The following is a 17,936-nucleotide window of genomic DNA, read 5'->3' as shown; positions in this document are numbered from 1 at the left end:
AATCGTGATAAAACATACGACTTATCACGGTTAAAACGCCGCGGAAGGTCGGAAAATTCCTGCTTCTGTTGGCAAAAATCTAGTGCAAACGCGCGCACTTTATTTGATTCGACCCTTATTTAATTGTGCAAGCACTGTCTGCACAATCCACGACGAACTCGAAGCATTCCGACAGTTTCTATGTGGAAACTGTAGAAAGCGAGTCGGGATATGGCTAGCGCAACGAATGGATGTCGTGAACCACTGTGCAGAAGGGGGCGCCTTCGAGGCGAGGCCTGTGGAACGAAGGGGAACATATTAAATGATATGAACGCCTCCCACCCGTGATCGGTGGGAGCCGGCATGAAGGCGGAGCCTCACGGGCCGACGGCATCAGAGCGCCCAGATGGAAGACCATAGAGGTTTTCCTGGCAAACCGGAGGCTCCGACATGAAGCATATGGCAGTGGGTGCGGACATTGCAAAGAACGTGATGCAACTCCATTACATCGACGCAGAGACGGGCGAGATCGTGAACAAGCCGGTTAAGCGTGCTGTATTCCTCGAGCATTTCGCGAACCGGGCTCCCTGCCTGATCGGGATGGAAGCTTGTGGGGGCTCGCAGTATTGGGCCCGCAAGCTCACGGCGATGGGCCATGAGGTGAAGCTGATGCCGGGGAAATTCGTGAAGGCGTTCGTGATGGGCAACAAGAACGACGCGGTCGATGCGAAAGCGATCTGGCTTGCCGTGCAGCACGCAGAAAGGTCGGTCGCGGTGAAGACGGAAACGCAACAGGCGGTGCTGGGCCTGCACCGGATGCGCGAGCAACTGGTGAAGTTCCGTACGATGCAGATCAACGGCCTGCGCGGCCTGCTGACCGAGTACGGCGAAGTGATGGGCAAAGGCCGAGCCGCGTTGGACAAAGCTATACCGAGCGTACTGGAGCGACTGGTCGATCGTCTGCCGGCGATCTTGATAGACACGCTGCGCGAGCAGTGGAACGGGCTGGCGGAGCTGGATAAGCAGATTGCCGGCATCGAACGGCGCTTACAGATGTGGATGAAAGAGGACAAGGCATGCAAGGCGATCGCGGCGATACCGGGCGTCGGTCTCCTGACGGCGACGGCGGCCGTCGCGACGATGGGCGATGTGAAAACGTTTCGGTCCGGACGCGAATTCGCAGCCTGGATCGGACTGGTGCCCAAGCAAACGGGCTCGGGCGGCAAAGTCCAGTTGCTGGGAATCAGCAAGCGCGGCGACACGTATCTGCGCAAGCTGCTGATTCATGGTGCCCGGGCTGTGCTGTGCCTCACGAAGGAACCGGAGCCGTGGGCTGAAGGGATTAGGAAGCGGCGACCGCTGAATGTGGCGGTCGTGGCACAGGCCAACAGGACAGCCCGCACGATCTGGGCGATCCTGGCGCATGACAGGCCGTACGAAAAGGGCTACGTGAGCGTGTGACCCTAGCCCACAAAACTGTCCCATTCGGAAGTGGAAAATTCCGGCATGACGTTGTCATCGAGACCAGGAGGTCATGCCGTGAAGAAGAGCAAGTTCAGCGAAGAACAGATCGCCTATGCGTTGAAGCAGGCCGAACTGGGCACGCCGGTCGCAGAGGTCTGCCGCAAGATGGGGATCAGCGACGCGACGTTTTACAACTGGCGGACCAAGTACGGCGGGCTATCGCCCTCAGAGCTGCGCCGGCTGAAGCAGCTTGAGGAAGAAAACGCGAAGCTCAAGCGGCTCGTGGCCGATCTGTCGCTGGACAAGGCCATGCTGCAGGACGTGCTGTCAAAAAAGCTCTGAAGCCTTCCCGGCGCCGTGAACTGATCACGGACTTGATGCAGCGCTTTGGCGCGAGCCAGCGGCAGACCTGTGCGTTGTTGCAACTGTCCCGCACGGTCTACCGTTACGAGTCGGTCGCGCGGGATCAAAGTGCGCTGGAGATGCGCATCAAGGAGATCACGGAAGTGCGGGTGCATTACGGTGCGCCACGCGTGTACGTGATGCTTCGCCGGGAAGGCTGGCGAGATAACCATAAGCGTGTCGAACGCGTGTACCGCGAGCTGGGGCTTTCGTTGCGCCACAAACGACCTCGACGTAACAAGTCGGCCAGACGCCGGCAGCCAAAGCAATCCGTGAGCGCAATCAACGAAATCTGGAGTATGGATTTTGTCGCTGACGCGCTGTTTGATGGTCGGCGCTTGCGCACGCTCACGATCGTGGACAACTACACGCGCGAATGTCTGGCTATAGAGGTCGACGGCTCACTGCGTGGCGAGCACGTTGTCGCCGCACTGACTCGGCTTGCACAGCGTCGTCCGCTTCCCCGCTATATCAAGGCAGACAATGGCAGCGAATTCATATCGAAGGCGCTCGACAAGTGGGCGTACGAGAATGGCGTGGAAATTGACTTCTCGCGCCCAGGCAAGCCGACCGACAACGCGAAGAACGAATCCTTCAACGGACGATTTCGGGAGGAATGCCTCAACGCACATTGGTTCTTGTCGCTGGAGGACGCCAGACGCAAAATCGAAGTCTGGCGCGAGTACTATAACGAGGCCCGTCCTCACTCTGCGCTGCAGTGGATGACGCCGGCGGAATTCGCCCGCGAGTGCACCGATCGGGCCGATCCGGCCCACCCCGAAGAGCCGGAATTTTCCAACTAAGACCGGGACGGAAATTGGGCCAGCCTCAGTATAGCGTCGGCCTGCTTACGCCTATCTTTTTCGCGATCACGCGTGCACCTTCGTCTCTGGTGCACAGCTCAATGACCGCTACCTGCCTCAACTCTGGGGACGACGGCACATTCGGAGCATTGCTGACAAGACGTTTCCGAATATCGGGGCGCAGCTCGTGGACCCACGCGGCCAGCACTGCGCGACACGGATACCCCAGTGCTCTCGTGGTCGCGGCAAAATTGCAGCCATGACTCAAATAATGCTCGACCGCGATCTGCTTCTGTTCGGCGGAGTATCGTGGCCTGGAGCGGCGATAGCCCGCCGGCAAATCGCCGGCCTCAATGAACGCACGGTACCATCGTGCCAAGTTCTTCCGCGAAGGATATCCCAGCTCGCGAATAGTTGCCGCTGCGCTCCTACCGTACTTGATGTAGAGCCGAACCGCTCGAACCCGGTCTTCGTACGAATACATGAACTACCTCCAAGGTAGTCCAAGATTTTGTCCGCACCCCCTATGGCGGCAGAGTCGGCCAGTCTCTACTACTCTCGGCGCGGTTCATAGCGACGATCCGCTATTGTTAACTCGCTGAGCACAACGCCTCGATTCGACGGGAGAATCCGTCGACAAGACGGATTTGGGCTCTTGCCAGCTACTGCATAAATTCCCTCCTGTTCCCACCACGGTTCGCGTACCACTCAGGACCGAGGCGGTGTGCGACTCATAACACGAACAAGCTTCTGACTATGTGCCGCCGCGATCATGGCGGCTTCGGCGGTTGTGGTGAAACCGCTTTGAGTGACATGTCGAAATAGTGGAGAGATTTCGGCCGAACAATAGAGGGCGATCGATGATGGCACACGACTTTATGGCACTGGCTCAGCAATGTGCACCTGCCATCGCACCACCGACGCTAGCCGCTATTGTGCGCGTCGAATCTGGATTCAATCCGTACGCAATCGGCGTTGTCCACGGCCGTCTGGCAAGACAACCGCGGCGCCAGGACGAAGCGATTGCCACGGTCAACGCGCTTGAGGCAACCGGATGGAACTATAGTGCGGGCCTCGCGCAAATCAATCGAGCGAACTGGTCTCGCTATGGACTGACGGCATCAAACGTGTTCAATGTCTGCCAAAACTTGGCCGCTGGCGCGACGATTCTAAGCGAGTGCTTCGCACGTGCACGCGTTGTCTACTCGGACCCTCAGCAGGCACTGCGCGCAGCGTTGTCATGCTATGAAAGCGGTGACTTTATCACCGGCCTCCGAACGGGATACGTCCGACGTGTGGTGACAACTGCAAACGCTATCCAGGCCATCGTACCCGCTCCGACTTCAGAGGCAAAGCCGATTCCGGCGATCCCCGTGCGCCCCGTAGCTTCACAACGGGAGATTAGACCGCGGTTTTCGCCGGCATCTTCTGCGCTCCAGAACTCCGGAGACAGGACGATGCGCGGTCAGCGAGATGGCGAGTCCGCAACCGATGCTGTGATCTTCTGAACGAAAGAGGTGATAGAAGATGAGACGGGATAATATTAAGAAATTAGGCCTGCTATTAAATAATAGTCTATTAAATACGATTGATATATTCTGCAGAAAAATTTCTCTTATGTATCTTCGAATTGTAGTGGCCAGTGCACTTGTCATGACGACTGTGCCAGCAAGCGCTCAGCTCACTCAGGTCAGCACCTTGTTGATTACGATTCAGAATACATTGCTCGGCGTGGGTGGGGTGGTGTGTTCGATTTCGATCATCTGGGCAGGTTTCAAGATGATGTTTCAACACGCCCGGTTTGGTGATATTGCGCACGTCTTTATCGGCGGTCTATTCGTCGGCTGTGCGACGGTGATCGCCGGCATGCTGATTCCGACAAGCTGACGTGTGCACGGAGTGATCAATGGACGCACTCACGGATCCCATCTTCAAAGGTTGCACCCGGCCTGCAATGCTATGGGGGGTGCCGCTCGTGCCGCTCTTGATTGTTCTCGGTGCCGTGCTGATTCCTGCCGTGTGGGTATTGATTGCCAGTCCACCTGCGGGCGTTGGGCTCGTGCTGCTGATCATTCCAGTATTCGCGACAATGCGAATGATCACGCGCCAGGACGATCAGCGGCTCAGCCAGCGTCTGTTGCGTATCAGGATGAAGTTGCATCAGCGCAATTGTCCGTTCTGGGACGCTCACGCCTATGGGCCTATCCGTTTCAAGCGCAGAGGCTGATATGAATATGCGATCAACGCTTGCTGCAGTCGCGCAACGCGAAGTGATGCTTGCCGACTTTATTCCGTTTTCCTCGCACGTCACAGACCGGGTTATTCGTACGTGCGAGGGCGACTACGTGCAAATCTGGAAAATTTCCGGCATCGCGTTCGAAGCGGTCGATCCGGCCGAGATCCTTACACGCCACATCGGATTCAATCAGCTCGTACGTAACCTTCCTGGCGGCCATATCGCGCTTTGGACACATCGGCTACGGCGGCGCACCGTAGATCGCTTCCAGACATCGTACTCCAACCGGTTCTGTCAGGAGTTGGCTGAGCGCTATTACGCGAGCTTTTCCGGATACCGAATGATGGTCAACGAACTGTATCTGAGCGTGGTGTATCGACCACATCGCACGACACTGGGACGGGCATTTAGCCGTGCGGCCCGTCGTACGTTTGACGATATTCGTCGCGACCAGCAGGACGCGTTGCGAGCCATGGAAGATATCGCCTCGCAGATCGAATCGGGTTTAAAACCCTGGGCGCCTATCGCATTGGGTGTGGTTGAGCGTCCCGATCCATTAACGGAGCAGTCGCGCTGTTACTCGACCGCGCTCGAGATGCTGGGCTATCTCGTCAATGCAACGTGGGAAGCGGTGCCGGTGCCGGCCGGTCCAATCTACGAAGCGCTGCCGACCTCTCGGCTGCTGTTTCAGCGGGAGAAGCTCGAAATCCGTATGCCTGCGCAAACCCGATACGCGGCCATGCTCGATCTGAAGGATTATCCGGAGCAAACCGAACCAGGAATGCTCAACGGATTGCTGTATGGAGAATTCGAGTATATCGAAACGCAAAGCTTTACCGTTCTCGACCGTCCAAGTGCCAAGGAGACGCTCGAGCGTCAGCGTAATCAACTTGTCGCCGGCGACGATGTGGCCGTCTCCCAAATTGAAGCGATGGATCATGCATTAAACGATCTTGTGAACGGTGACTTTGTGCTAGGCGAGTATCACTACACGTTGGCTGTAATGGGCGACTCGTTAAGCGACGTGGTCCGCCATGTCGCCCAAGCACGGACGTCCCTGGCCGACGCCGGGTTCCAAAGCGCGCTCATCGACCTTGTGGCCGACGCCGCATGGTTCGCGCAGTGGCCGGGCAATTGGCGATATCGGCCGCGGGATGCGAAGCTCACTTCGCGCAATTTCTGCGCAATGGCCAGCCTGCACAATTTCGCAACCGGAAAGCGCAATGGCAATCCGTGGGGCGAGGCCATCACAATCGTGAAGACGCCCAGTGGCCAACCGCTCTATCTGAACTTTCACGCGACGCCTGAGAAGACCGACGCCATCGACGAGAAGGCTTTAGCCAATACGCAGATCATCGGTCGTGCAGGCGCAGGTAAAACGGTGCTCGAACTATTCTTGCTCGCCATGGCGACGAAGTATGGCGTGACCGCCGTGCTCTACGACAAGGATCGCGGTGCCGAGATCGGCATTCGTGCAATGGGCGGTAAATATACGGTCTTTCGTCGGGGAGAGCCGACCGGTGTGAATCCGTTCCAGCTTGAACCGGACGAGGCCACACGCAATTTTTGGGAACGCCTCGTATGCAAGCTCACCGATAGCGGCTCTCTGCTGTCAGCTAAGGAGGAGCTCGACATTTCCCGCGCCGTCCAGCAGGTCGCGCGCATGGAGCGTTCGTTGCGCCGATTGTCGATGGTCCGACAACTTTTACCGAACGTCGGCGAAAACAGTCTGCATGCACGGCTTGCTAAATGGTGTGCCGGTGGACGTCTCGGTTGGTTGCTCGACAATCCGATGGACCGGAATGATTTCCACAGCCATAGTCTCCTCGGATTTGACGATACGGAGCTTCTTGACGATCCCGAAGCGTCCACACCCCTTACGATGGTGTTGCTCCATCTGACCGAGCGCTTGATGGACGGCCGGCGCTTCATCTACGTGATGACGGAGTTCTGGAAGCGGCTACGCGATCCGGTTTTTAGAGAATTTGCAAACGACAAGCAAAAGACGATTCGGAAACAAAATGGTCTGGGTATATTCGACACGCAGTCGCCAGCGGATGTACTCAATAGTCCTATTGCCCGCGCACTTGTCGAGCAAACAGCCACATTTTTCTTTCTGCCGAACCCTACAGCTGACTATGACGACTACGTGCATGGGTTCAAGCTGTCCGAAGCCGAATTCAACATCGTGCGGCGCATGGGCGAACACAGCCGGCTATTTCTGGTTAAGCAAGGCCATCGTTCGGCTGTCGGGCGGCTGGACTTAACCGGTTTGGGTGACGTGCTCGACGTACTGTCCGGCACGACGGATAACGTTGCATTGCTCGATGAGATTCGTGCCGATGTGGGTGAGCTACCGGAAGCATGGCTGCCGCACTTTCATGATGCAGTGGCCGCGCGCCGAGCACGATCAAGTGCGCTTGGAAGAGATCATGTGAACACCGCAGTAAGCCCTGAGCGAGGTGTGCGATGAACGGGCTTTTCAGCGCGGTGGGCGGCACGCTCGAAAATGGTATGCAAACGTATGTGACCGACGCGTCATCGGCGCTTTCCTCCCTGCTTGTACCTGTGGCGACAACCGGGGTGACAATCTGGATTCTCGCTTTTGGCATGGCCGTGGTTCGCGGCGAGGCTCATGAACCGGTTCCCGCATTCGCCTGGCGCGGTGTGAAAGTCGCAACCACACTCGCATTTGCGCTAGGCACGGGCCTTTATCAGGCGCAGGTTGTCACCGCCGTGAGCGGGGCCATCAGCGGGGTCGCGCAGGCGATTCAGGCGGCGGCGGTCAATGCTGGCGCCGGAAACGCGGGGTGCGCGGCGCTCGTGCGAGCGAGCGCATCAGATGCGAGTGCCGCCGGCATCTATCGCACGCTTGATTGCTATGACCGACAGCTTAACCTCGTGGTGGATGCCTATTTCGATAAGGCCACCCATGAAGGGCTAAGCGTGAGCGGCATTGTCGCGGGCATCGGTGACCTGGCCTGCGGTCTGGTGGCCGCGTTCGGCGGGGCGATTTTCCTGATGGTGCTGGCCGTCGAAGTTCTCATGGCGCGCATGCTGCTTGATCTCGTGCTCGCGCTCGGACCTGCATTCATCGCGTGCGCTGCATTTAGCCCGACTACGCGCTTTTTTGACGCTTGGACGGCCAAGGTGGTGAATTATGCGCTGCTTCAGGTATTGGTTGCAGCGTTCCTGGGACTCGCGCTTGCCGCATTCTCCACCAATCTCGCACCGTTTCATGTGACGACGGCTTCGCCCGAGACTTCTGCTGATGCGCTTGCGGCAGCCGCGCGCGAGGCACTGGAGGCGAGCGCGCCATGGGCGGCAGCATTTGGCATGTTCGTAACGTCCGTACTACTGGCCATGATCGGCTGGCAGCTGCCGGCGGTCGCCTCCGGGCTTGCCGGAGGCGCGACCCTTTCCGGTTTTGGTGCCTTCGTCGCGGGATACGCGTCCCGGCAGATGAGCGGCACACTCGTCTCCGTACTGCGTGCGTTGCCCCGAAGCGCGTCGTCGGGTGCCCGGACAAGCAACGCCGGCGCACTTGCGCGCACAAGCGGGGCCGCGCGAGCTCCCGCGTATCAGCGCGCCGCACGTGCTCATCTCGATCAAACCGAGGATTGACGAGGGGTTCAAACCATGAAACGTCACTCATTAACGACCCACATTCTGATTGCTGCGACTGCAGTCGCCGGTGCGATTGCCATGCCCGCAAGCGCGGAGATTTATTCCGTCTATGACGAACGGAACGTGGCCCAGGCCATCGCGATGGTCGGGCAGTTAAAGCAGCAAGTGCAGCAGGAAATCGCGCTGTATCGCTCGATGAGCGGTGCGCGCGGGTTCGGCGCGTTGCTTGACCGACCGGGACTAGCCAATGCGCTGCCTGCTGATTGGCAAAACATTTATACAGCGATTCGGCAGGGTGGATATGCGGGCCTTACCGGTCCTGCGAAGGCATTGCGTGCGCAAAACAAGCTCTATGACTGCGAGGACCAGCGCGGCATCGATCAACAGGTTTGCCAGCGCGCGCTGAACAAGCCGTTTCAAGACCAGGCGCTAGGCCTGCAGGCCTATCAGACCGAGCTGGCCGAGCTTGACCGGATCGAGCGCCTGATGCGGCAGATCGATGCGACCCAGGACCCGAAAGGCATTGCAGAGCTGCAGGCGCGAATTCAATCTGAGAGCGCCGCAGTCGGCAACGAGATGACGAAGCTGCAGCTTTTCAAGACGCTGTCAGATACCGAGGACCGCTTAATCGCGCAGCAGCAATCCGAACTGATTCTCAAGCGCGCTGGCAACACTCGCCGCCTTCAGGACGAGATGGTGCCCGCGACATTCGGACGCTAAGGAGGACGATCATGAAGCCGATTTGGTCGTCGATGATGCTGAGCATGCTGATCATAGCGCTGTCAGGCTGTGGCGGTGTGCCAGCCAAGCCGGAGCTGCCCGATGGTTCTCATCGGGTGCCGGTCAATCAGCAGACGCCCATCCCGCCCGGTAAAGTTGCGCCATCGGTTGGGGACTGCCCATGAAAGGCGGGGACGACTACCGACGCGCGCTCGACTTTGAGACGTCGCTCACGCATCTGCAGGCGCGCTCCGAACGCCGAGCATGGCAGGTGGCGGGTGCAGCCGTTGCCGTCGCAATGGGCTCCGTGGCCGCGCTTGCCGTGATGGCGCCGTTTTACCGTGTGGTGCCGTTACCGATTGAGGTGGACAAGCTCACTGGTGAGGCTCAGCTCATCGATGTGCTTGACGCAAAGCACGTTCCACTGCGCGAGATACAAGACAAGCATTGGGTCGCGGTCTATGTCCGCTCGCGAGAGCGCTATGACTGGGGATTGCTGCAGATGGATTACGACCGCGTCCTCGAAATGAGCGACGAGTCGGTCGCCCGCGCATATCGCCAAATCTATAGCGGACCTGACGCGTTAGATCAACGCCTTGGCGCGTCGGTACAGTACCGTGTTCGAGTTGTGTCCACCACTTTGGTGCCTGACGAGCCCGGTCGGGCAGTCGTGCATATCGAACGCACGACTCTCAAGAATGGTATCGACAGCGGCGAGCCCGCACAACGTTTCGTGATTACGCTGGCTTTTACGTATCGTCCAGCTACGCTCATGCGCGAGCGTACGGCAATCGAAAACCCCTTTGGTTTCAAGGTTACCGCGTACAGTCGGGACGCAGAAGATATATCACCTGCTCAGCCTGCGGTTGCAGGGGGGACGCGATGAACGTGCTCGTATCTGCGACAGTTTTGCTAGCAAGCGTGGCGACGCAATCCGTCGATGCTCATATCGTACCGGAATGGACTCGTGATGCGCGGGTGCGCCAAGTGCACTTCATGCCAGATGATGTGGTGCGCGTAATCGCACAGCGCGGCTTTGCCACGCATATCGAGCTGGATCCGGGCGAGCATATTCTTGTGGTCGCGCCAGGTGATCGTGACGGATGGCACGTCGTAGCCAACCGGGGCGATCACGACGTTTATCTGAAACCAAAGCTTGCGGCTCACGACACGAATCTCGTGGTTCGGACCGATCGACGCAGTTACAGTTTCGATCTTGTCGTGCTGCCGTTGAAGGCCCGCTTCGGTAATACGCGCGAAATGTACCGGGTAAGTTTTGTGTATCCCGACGCCAACGCAGCGAACGCTCGTATTGCGGCGCGCATGACGTGCCTGCAACAACGCCTTTCCCAACCTTCGAGCGTGCGCAACACCGCGTACTCGATGCAGGTTATGCCGCATGCCGAAGACATTGCACCGTCTGCGGCATGGGATGACGGTCGCTTCACATATATCCGAATTCCGAACAATCGCCGGATACCCGCTGTCTTTCGTGTTGAAGACGACGATAGCGAGCGCGTTGTGGACAAGCATATGGACCACGATGTGATCGTTGTCCACGAGCTTGCTCGGCGCCTCGTGTTGCGTCTAGGCGAGGAGACGGTCGGACTGTGGAACGACGCATTTGACGTTGACGGCGTAGCGCCCCGGCACGGTGTAACGGTCGATGGCGTGCGCCGTACCCTGCGGAGCAACGAGCATGATTGACGAGACTTCGCGCCACGGTACATCCCCTCACGACAATCGCGAGCCGAACCAGACCGACTTGTCAGGACCCGATTCGCTTACCGTCCTGGATCGTGGTTTACCTAGTCTAGATGGACAGGGTCGTCGCTCGATAGCCGGCTGGCTTATCCCACTCGTGATTATCATGCTCGCGCTCGCTGGCGCCGTCTGGACGGTTCATGGCGTGCTTAGCCGCCATGATGCTGCCGAGCGTGCTCGGCGTAATACGGTTCGTGCTCAGGATACACACGACAAGGTATTCGAGATCGATCCGGCGCTGGCGGAAATTGCGGGGGCTGCAAGCGCGGTGCCTGCGCCATCGACGGCTGTGTCAGCATCACGCGCGGCCGTGGTCGTTGATCGTATCGGACCGGCACACAGCTATTACGATGCACCGTTGCTCGTCGTTGCCGCTCGTGAGAGTGAGCCTGGCGACATGAAGGACGCAGCTTCCGTTGCAGCAGGGGCGGCCCTGGCACACGTGAGCGGACAGACCGGTGGCGCCGATCAGGGAACGTTCTCGAGCCTGGCGCAGGCGCTGGTTCCGACGCACACGCCGAAGGTGAAAGCCGCATTTATCGGCAACCGCAGTTTGCTGCTCAGTCAGGGCACCAAGATCGACTGTGCGGGCGACACTGCGTTCGATTCGACACGGGCCGGTATTTCGACCTGTACGGTCGCGCGCAATATTTATTCTGACGACGGGCGCGTTGTGCTCATCGAGCGCGGATCGCAAATCAATTGCGAATATCGGGCCAATCTCGCGCCCGGGCAAAAGCGCGTGTTCGTTCTATCGGCCAGAATCGTTACACCGAACGGCGTGATCGTACAAATCGACTCACCCGTGGCCGATGCGCTAGGTCGTATGGGCGTGGCCGGTGCACTCGACAATCACTGGGGCGAGCGTGTGGGCGCGGCGATGCTGCTCGGACTGAGCCAGGATGCAATCGGCTATCTGGCCACGCGTGGAGGCAACGCCAACGGCACAATCGTTTATCAGAGCACGCAGGCTCAAGGCAACGACATGGCTACGCGCGTGCTCGATCAGACCATCAATATTGCGCCAACACTCAAACAGAATCAGGGCGCGGAATTCACGATAGTTCTCGCGCGCGATCTCGATTTCAGTTCCGTCTACTCCCTTGAACCGGAGGGCGTGCGATGAACGACGTGTATGCGCATACGCCGTCGGTGGCGCTTGGCCCTCTAGCCGGTGCACTACCCGTGTTGCCCGACGACGCGTCGGTGAGGGAGTTGATGCGTCCGTTTGCACCATTGCTCGAAGATGCAGAAGTCACCGAGCTCGTCATCAATCGCCCACAGCACGTACTAACTGAAACTCCTCTAGGCTGGCAAGCGCACGAACGCTTGGAGCTCGACTTCGAGCGACTGATGGCGTTTTCCGTCGCGATTGCGACCCTGACGAATCAGGGCGTTTCAGCCGAACGTCCATTGCTCTCAGCACTGCTGCCGGGCAACGCGCGCATTCAGATTGCTGTACCACCGGCGGTTCCCTCAGGCTCGGTTTCGGTAACGATTAGGCGACCGTCCGCCAAGGAGAAGACTCTCGAGTGCTATCGCGACGAGGGGCTTTTTGAGACGACGCAGTGGCATCGCCCGGGCGACCTCGATACGGCGACATCGGCTTTGCATGCAGAAGAGCGGTTGCTCATCGAACGGCTGGATGCACGCGAGTTTGCCGCCTTCTTTGAGCACGCCGTGCAGGCGCGCAGGAACATCGTCGTTGTCGGTAACACAGGATCTGGCAAAACGAGCTTTATGCGCAGTTTGTGTCGATACTTGCCCGCGAACGAACGCATTGTGACGATCGAGGACGTGCGCGAACTATTCATCGGGCATCTGGATAACTGCGTGCACCTTCTGTACAGCAAAGGCGACCAGGGCCGCGCCCGCGTCACGCCCGCCGACTTGATTGCCAGCGCCATGCGTATGCGCCCCGATCGGGTATTGCTTGCCGAATTGCGCGGCTCGGAAGCGTACGATTTTTTGAAGCTGCTGACGACTGGGCACGCGGGGTCGATGACGAGCTTTCATGCTTCCAGTGCGCGCGTTGCCATCGAACGCTTCGCGTTGATGGCCAAAGAGCACCCGGAAGCCGCGGCGTGGGATGTCGCATCGCTTAAGCACTTGTTATTTCTCACGATCGACGTCGTTGCGCACATGCAGACGCAGGCGGTGCTCGACTCGCACGGCGCTCAGATCGGAAAACGCTGGGCGATGACTGAAGTGTGGTTCGATCCGCTGCGCAGAATCGGGCAGGTGGATAATCAGAGTGGAGTGAATCGTGATGCGACAGCGACGTCCAATCTCTGACTGGCATTCGTTCTCGTGGCGCGCGACGATTGTCACGCTCTGCGTGGTCATCGGGATGTTGATGGGGCTTTGCCTTGCAGTGTGGTTAGCTACCTGCACGCTATACGTGAGCTTGCACCTCAATCCGCTTCGCGCGCATTGGTCGGCATGGGTCGATGCACTTCTGGCGTGGTCCGATGGCGGCCTGCCGAATATGGGTAGGCGTTTGGCCGGTGCAGGTTTCATCGGACTGGCCATTGCCTTTGGCGGTTCTGCGCTTGCCGTCTACGCATGGGTTGAGCGGGCAGCGCGCCGGGCGCTTTACGGCGACGCGCGTTTTGCCACCGATGCGGATATTCGCAAGGCGGGATTGTGATGAGGCAGGGCTTGCTCACGGCACCACCACACCCAGCGCTTGTCGTAGGCCGCTGGCGTAGTCGCTATCTGCGCTTTACGGGGCAGCAGTTCGTGTTGCTTGCTGCACCCGCGCGTTCGGGAAAGGGTGTTAGCGTCGTCGTGCCGAACCTGCTGAGCTATCCCGATTCTGTCGTAGTGCTCGACATTAAACAGGAGAATTTTCAGCTAACTGCCGGCTTTCGGCACGCACACGGGCACGCGGCGTATCTCTTTAACCCCTTTGCGGAGGATGGCCGAACGCATCGGTATAACCCCCTATCCATAATCGGCGACGGGGTGTTTCGTGTCGGCGATATCCTGGCCATTAGCCATGTGCTGTACCCGGCGGGTGGACACGACGAATTCTGGAAAGACCAGGCCCGCAATCTGTTCCTCGCGCTCGTACTGTTGCTGTGCGAATGGCGCGATGCTCGCCACGCGGAGGTGGCCGATGCGCCGGACTATCCGGTGACAATGGGTGAAGTACTCCGCCAGTCCTCGGGAAACGGGATGCCGCTTAAGGTCTACTTGCAACGGGTGTTGGCGCGAGATCGACAGTGTTTGAGCCGAGCCTGTGTTGACGCGCTGAATCGCTTTCTTTCCAACGACAACAAGGTGCTGGCCAGCATCCTGGCGACATTTAATGCGCCCCTCACGATCTGGGCCAATCCGATCGTCGACGCTGCAACGAGTGCGAGCGACTTCGATTTGAGAGATGTGAGAAAGCGCCGAATGTCCGTGTATCTCGGTGTAACGCCAGACCATCTGAGTGAAGCAGCGCTGCTGATGAATCTGGTCTTTTCGCAGCTCGTGAATCTGAATACCAAGGAGCTGCCGAAGAACAATCCCGATCTGAAATATCAGTGTCTGCTGTTGCTAGATGAGATGACATCAATCGGGAAAATTCAGATCCTCGCGCGAGCGGTGGCCTACATGGCCGGCTACGATCTGCGCTTGCTCTCGATTGTGCAATCTGTTTCCCAGCTCGAATCGGTCTACGGCCGTGCCGACGCGAGAAGCATCGTGACGAATCATGCGATGCAGATCCTGTTTGCGCCGCGCGAGCAGGCAGATGCCAACGCGTACTCGGAGATGTTGGGCACGCGTACGACACATTCGCGCACCACGAGCCGCTCAGGGGGCATCTTCGCGGGCCGAGGTGGCACAAGTGAGAGCTTCTCGGAACAGCGCCGGCCGTTGATGTTGCCGCAGGAACTCAAAGAACTCGGTCGTGACAAGGAGATCATCCTTCTTGAAAATACCCGGCCGATTCTGGCCGATCGGATTTGCTACTGGCGTGATCCGGTCTTCACGTCACGTCTGATGGACGCGCCCACGGTGCCGGCACTAGATATCGCTGGATTTACTGCTCAAATCGAACACCGGGTAATGGACTTAGCAGACGACGAAGTCAACGCCCATACCTCGAGTCTTGCACACGCTTTACCTGATTATCTGGAAAGTGCTCAGGCATGGGATCCGCAGGACTTGTCGCAACCGCTGGACGATATCAGTTGCGAGGACGCTGATGCATACGTGGAACAGCAATTTGCGTTGTTTGGCGCGCCAGCCGATGACACAGCGCGCGCTCGAGGCCAGTTGTCGGGTAACAAAGCCGGTACGGCCGGGGCTGCACCGGCTACAGGGCACTCGTGTCAAAGTGCGCGCCGTACCCGGACATCTGCCCGTACCAGCGAGGTTTCTGCGGGTGGAGCGAACCCATGAATGGTCCCTTCGTGAGCGAGACAGAACGGGTGCGCGCCGCTTTGTCCACGATCCCGGCCGACGACTATACGACCTGGGTCGACATGGCGTTTGCGGTGAAGCAAGGGTTTGGTGACGCGGGCTTCGATCTGTGGGACGCGTGGAGCCAAACGGCATCCAATTACGATGCGCGAGCCGCACGTGTGACGTGGCGTTCGGCGAGCAAAAATGGGGGGAAGACACTCGCGTCGCTGTTTTGGCTGGCCAGTCGGCATGGGTTCGACCTTGCCGACTCGCGTGTGCTTGGCAATCGTACGAGTTCCACCGCGACGAGTTCCGCCCCAATGGTCGACGGCGGGTCCGATCGCATGCGCAAAAGCCAGGCAAGGCGAGCTGCCGTCGCGCGTGAAGCGCGAGCGATCTGGCGATGGGCGCGCCCACTCGCGCCCGACCATCCCTATCTGACGCGCAAGCAGATCCAGCCAGTGTCCGGGCTACGCGAGCTCGAAGCGGAGGAGTTGCGCGTGTTGCTCGGCTACGTGCCCAAATGCACCAACGAGCCACTTTGTGGTCGCGTGTTGATCGTGCCGGTCAGCATCGGGGACCGAATCTCGACGCTCGAACTGATTGATCGTGATGGACGTAAATCCGCACTGGCGGGTGGCGCAAAAGCTGGGGGCTTCTGGGAAGTTGTACCGATGCGAAATCATGGCGAGGTACGCCTGCCGATCGCGATCGCCGAGGGCGTAGCAACGGCTGTGTCGGCATGGCAAGCAACTGGATGGCACACGCTTGCCGCCTTATCGAGCGGCAATCTGCTCAAAGTGGCGCTTGCCTGGCGCGCACGGTATCCGCAAGCCGAACTCGTTATTCTGGCTGACCTCGGTGCGGGCTACGCCCATGCCATGCATGCGGCGCGCGATGCTCGGGCGAGATTGGCGGCTCCCCAGTTCACGCGAGGATCGCGTATCGACAATCAGGTACCGACGGACTTCAACGATATGGCGGTGCTCAGCGGAATCGGTGCTCTTGGTGAACTTTTACGAAGCGCTACTCGTGGCAGCCCCATACCTGCGCCGCTTGACGCAGGTATGGGCGGCAACATGGTGGCAAACAGCATGTCATTTAACCTAGCAGGAGGTCAAGATATGGCACGCGCAAGAGCAGACAAGAGCGCAGACGTGACCGACGCGGGACAACGCATTATGCCTAACGATTCAAGTAACGAGGAAACAGCGGTGCGAACGCCGGAAAATGGGCAGACGGCAAGACCCTCTGCTGCGTGGGTCGGCCTGCCGGGTGAACCTGTTGCGGGCGAGCACGCGATCGAGCCATCGCGTCGGCTGCCTGGGGCATTGCTTTATGGGCTCAACGCGGTGCCGGCGGAAGTCAAGGCGTTGGCTCAGCATCGGTTTGGCGCGGCGTTAAGGATGGCGACACCACGAGAACACGGCGGCCCCTATCGAGGAGAGGTGTTCAATACCGAACATTATCTCGTTCAAGAGGTCGCGCCGCGAAGCGTGGTGTTTCACGCCAAGGCGCAGATGACGTTTGTCTCGGACCGGTTGCGATGGATGAACGAAAATCATCGCTTGAACGGCGCGGATGTACAGATTGGCTACGACGGCGAACGAGCGAAAGTCTATCCGTGGGACCGCGCGCGCGATCAGCTCGAGCGGGCGGTGGCATCGCTGAAAAAATCGGCGCGGGAAATGGGACTGGGCGAAGACATGGACGCGAAGCTCGACGCATTGCAGACTGCATCATGGGAGCGTGTAAAAGCAGCGCGTGCGACTGCGCTTGTACAAGCGAAGACGCGCACGCAAGGTCGTGGCGACACCGATGACCCACCGCGGTAGTCGATAGCGTGATACGCAATATTCGGATTTTTACCGCATAGACTGGCCTTACAGACCGAACGACAGGCAAGGTTCGTCATGGATGAACGTGAATGGTTGTCACTACACGAGACTGGCGCAGATCCCGTCACGAACGTGATCGAGCTGGATTTATCACTAGAGATCGGGTCCGATCGACACAGTGCGACCGGCAGACCTCTGGTCGATCTATCCAGCTACATAACGACGCACATGCGTCGGCAACGAGAGTTCGACGCAGTCCGCGATCGTTTGCGCAAGCAAGCCACACGGAATCCGCGCATGGATGCTCAAGTCGATCCCGGGTCTACCGGTATCTCTGGCATCTGCGACGAACCCGCTACCATGCCGCCGCCCCGAAGTGCATCGGTAGCTGATGCAGAGCACTCACGGGATGTGGCGCTGCGCCAGTCGATGTCCGATGCTCATGCAATTCAGCTTGCCGTGATCGTGGCAACTATGCGCGAGCAGGAATTTGGCGATCGTTCGATCGATTGCGGCAAGCAACGCGCCACGCGCATGCTCGACGCATTTCGCGCCGACGGGATCGAGCTTGCCCGGCCCGGGGTATTCGAGTCGCAGGCGCCGTCCACACAAACACGGCAAGCACAGCAAAGGAAAGCGCGCTTGCAGCAGCGGGAAATCGAGCAGACACGTGCCGTGCCAGCGGCTCGCGAAAGGTAGACGACC

17 protein-coding genes and 1 pseudogene are annotated in these 17,936 nt (G+C 58.9%); 17 read left to right on the top strand and 1 reads right to left on the bottom strand.

Annotated elements, in window-relative coordinates; translation table 11 throughout:
- The first annotated feature begins 429 nt into the window (after positions 1–429).
- The gene (locus C4B30_RS05875) at positions 430–1,440 is read left to right on the top strand and encodes an IS110 family transposase (RefSeq protein WP_105132018.1); all 1,011 of its coding nucleotides are present in this window, start codon (positions 430–432) and stop codon (positions 1,438–1,440) included.
- Between the two features lie 78 nt (positions 1,441–1,518).
- Positions 1,519–2,648, top strand: a protein-coding gene (locus tag C4B30_RS05870; protein WP_105132017.1) for an IS3 family transposase whose coding sequence is annotated in 2 segments (ribosomal slippage) — positions 1,519–1,771 and positions 1,771–2,648 — 1,131 coding nt in all. Because the reading frame shifts where the segments join, the coding sequence is not laid out codon by codon here.
- 28 nt (positions 2,649–2,676) lie between these two features.
- Here the strand turns inward: C4B30_RS05870 and C4B30_RS35600 are convergent.
- A pseudogene (locus C4B30_RS35600) lies at positions 2,677–3,132 on the bottom strand (helix-turn-helix domain-containing protein); the annotation flags it as partial.
- Between the two features lie 376 nt (positions 3,133–3,508).
- Here C4B30_RS35600 and C4B30_RS05860 point away from each other — a divergent pair.
- The 15 genes from C4B30_RS05860 (at position 3,509) to C4B30_RS35170 (ending at position 17,930) form a co-directional block, all read left to right on the top strand.
- Positions 3,509–4,156, top strand: a complete 648-nt coding sequence (locus C4B30_RS05860) for a lytic transglycosylase domain-containing protein (protein WP_105132016.1) — start codon at positions 3,509–3,511, stop codon at positions 4,154–4,156.
- 19 nt (positions 4,157–4,175) lie between these two features.
- Complete coding sequence (locus tag C4B30_RS05855; protein ID WP_105132015.1) at positions 4,176–4,535, top strand: TrbC/VirB2 family protein; 360 nt, start codon at positions 4,176–4,178, stop codon at positions 4,533–4,535.
- Positions 4,536–4,554: 19 nt separating this feature from the next.
- Positions 4,555–4,875: a type IV secretion system protein VirB3 gene (locus C4B30_RS05850; protein WP_105132014.1), complete on the top strand. Its 321-nt coding sequence runs from the start codon at positions 4,555–4,557 to the stop codon at positions 4,873–4,875.
- Between the two features lie 7 nt (positions 4,876–4,882).
- Positions 4,883–7,357 carry a VirB4 family type IV secretion/conjugal transfer ATPase gene (locus tag C4B30_RS05845; protein ID WP_442778449.1) on the top strand — a complete coding sequence of 825 codons (2,475 nt, stop codon included), beginning with the start codon at positions 4,883–4,885 and terminating at the stop codon, positions 7,355–7,357.
- Positions 7,354–8,508, top strand: coding sequence for a type IV secretion system protein (locus tag C4B30_RS05840; protein ID WP_105132012.1), 1,155 nt, complete (start codon positions 7,354–7,356; stop codon positions 8,506–8,508). The genes C4B30_RS05845 and C4B30_RS05840 overlap by 4 nt, the downstream gene beginning before the upstream one ends.
- A 15-nt stretch (positions 8,509–8,523) precedes the next feature.
- Positions 8,524–9,231 (top strand): type IV secretion system protein, encoded by a 708-nt coding sequence (locus C4B30_RS05835; protein WP_105132011.1) that lies wholly within the window; start codon positions 8,524–8,526, stop codon positions 9,229–9,231.
- Positions 9,232–9,242: 11 nt separating this feature from the next.
- Entirely contained in the window at positions 9,243–9,416 is a 174-nt protein-coding gene (locus C4B30_RS35175; protein ID WP_158683389.1) for a hypothetical protein, read from the top strand.
- Positions 9,413–10,117 carry a virB8 family protein gene (locus tag C4B30_RS05830; protein ID WP_105132010.1) on the top strand — a complete coding sequence of 235 codons (705 nt, stop codon included), beginning with the start codon at positions 9,413–9,415 and terminating at the stop codon, positions 10,115–10,117. The genes C4B30_RS35175 and C4B30_RS05830 overlap by 4 nt, the downstream gene beginning before the upstream one ends.
- Positions 10,114–10,938: a TrbG/VirB9 family P-type conjugative transfer protein gene (locus C4B30_RS05825; protein ID WP_105132009.1), complete on the top strand. Its 825-nt coding sequence runs from the start codon at positions 10,114–10,116 to the stop codon at positions 10,936–10,938. Before C4B30_RS05830 ends, C4B30_RS05825 begins: the two co-directional genes overlap by 4 nt.
- Positions 10,931–12,121 carry a type IV secretion system protein VirB10 gene (gene virB10, locus C4B30_RS05820; protein ID WP_105132008.1) on the top strand — a complete coding sequence of 397 codons (1,191 nt, stop codon included), beginning with the start codon at positions 10,931–10,933 and terminating at the stop codon, positions 12,119–12,121. Before C4B30_RS05825 ends, virB10 begins: the two co-directional genes overlap by 8 nt.
- Entirely contained in the window at positions 12,118–13,290 is a 1,173-nt protein-coding gene (gene virB11, locus C4B30_RS05815) for a P-type DNA transfer ATPase VirB11 (protein ID WP_199779050.1), read from the top strand. Before virB10 ends, virB11 begins: the two co-directional genes overlap by 4 nt.
- Positions 13,265–13,645, top strand: coding sequence for a hypothetical protein (locus C4B30_RS05810; protein ID WP_105132007.1), 381 nt, complete (start codon positions 13,265–13,267; stop codon positions 13,643–13,645). The genes virB11 and C4B30_RS05810 overlap by 26 nt, the downstream gene beginning before the upstream one ends.
- Entirely contained in the window at positions 13,645–15,390 is a 1,746-nt protein-coding gene (locus C4B30_RS05805; protein WP_105132006.1) for a type IV secretory system conjugative DNA transfer family protein, read from the top strand. The genes C4B30_RS05810 and C4B30_RS05805 overlap by 1 nt, the downstream gene beginning before the upstream one ends.
- Positions 15,387–17,228, top strand: coding sequence for a PriCT-2 domain-containing protein (locus C4B30_RS05800; RefSeq protein ID WP_105132005.1), 1,842 nt, complete (start codon positions 15,387–15,389; stop codon positions 17,226–17,228). The genes C4B30_RS05805 and C4B30_RS05800 overlap by 4 nt, the downstream gene beginning before the upstream one ends.
- Positions 17,229–17,306: 78 nt before the next feature.
- Positions 17,307–17,930 (top strand): hypothetical protein, encoded by a 624-nt coding sequence (locus tag C4B30_RS35170; protein ID WP_158683387.1) that lies wholly within the window; start codon positions 17,307–17,309, stop codon positions 17,928–17,930.
- The last annotated feature ends 6 nt before the right edge of the window (positions 17,931–17,936 follow it).

This window comes from Burkholderia sp. BE12, from assembly GCF_002959955.1.
GTDB lineage: Bacteria > Pseudomonadota > Gammaproteobacteria > Burkholderiales > Burkholderiaceae > Burkholderia.
This window is presented reverse-complemented; position numbering and strand designations above follow the sequence as displayed.